Annotated in this window: 2 pseudogenes; one reads left to right on the plus strand and one right to left on the minus strand. The window is 44.0% G+C overall.

Annotated features, from left to right (window positions below):
* Positions 1-5: 5 nt before the first annotated feature.
* Positions 6-524, minus strand: a pseudogene (locus R7Z49_RS24330) (hypothetical protein); the annotation flags it as partial.
* Between the two features lie 205 nt (positions 525-729).
* Here R7Z49_RS24330 and R7Z49_RS24335 point away from each other — a divergent pair.
* Positions 730-795: pseudogene (locus R7Z49_RS24335) on the plus strand (ferredoxin); the annotation flags it as partial.

The raw sequence follows: 795 nt of genomic DNA on the forward strand, positions 1-795 counted from the left end.
TCTTATACTTGGCTGTAAAGCTTACCGACAGAGAACGTACCCGCACTACCCTCACCAAACTGTACGTTTGATTCTGGGTTTAGCGTGCGTTTACGCCAGAAACCGAAAGTATCTTTAGTACGTTCACGAACTTCTTTACCACGTTCAACGATGATTGGGTTGAAACCCATTTGAGCCAACACCAAACCAGCAAACAGACCACATGGACCAAAACCGATGACGATTGGGCGCTCTGTTAGGTTCTCAGGTGCTTTCGCAACAAACTTGTATTCCATGTCTGGCGTTTGGCGAACGTGAGGATCGTTTGCGAACTTCGCTAGCAACGCGGTTTCATCGCCTTCAACGATGATGTCTAGCGTGTAAATAAGATGAATATTGGTTTTCTTACGAGCATCGTAGCCGCGTCTAAAGACGTTAAAAGAGATAACTTTCTCAGCAGGAATGCCAAGTTTTTTAGTGATCGCGTCTAATAGCGCGCCTTCCTCATGATCAAGAGGAAGCTTAATTTCATTAATACGAATCATATCGATGTCTCGTTATAGTAGGTGTCTTAGCCAAAAAACCTAACGGCCCCCAGCTCACAATGGCGCGCATTTTACGAGAAATTGAATTGTCTGTCATACTAAATCAAGGTTGGACGACGGATTTAACTTGGTGAATGTTGAATTTTGCCTTGGGATGAGTATTATCCCCCTTCTTTGATTTTGACTAACTTAAGAGCTGATTATCATGGCGTTTGTCGTAACCGATAACTGTATCCAATGTAAATACACCGACTGTGTCGCGGTGTGCCCG

Source organism: Vibrio sp. 1562 (assembly GCF_033340155.1).
Taxonomy (GTDB): Bacteria; Pseudomonadota; Gammaproteobacteria; order Enterobacterales; family Vibrionaceae; genus Vibrio; species Vibrio alginolyticus.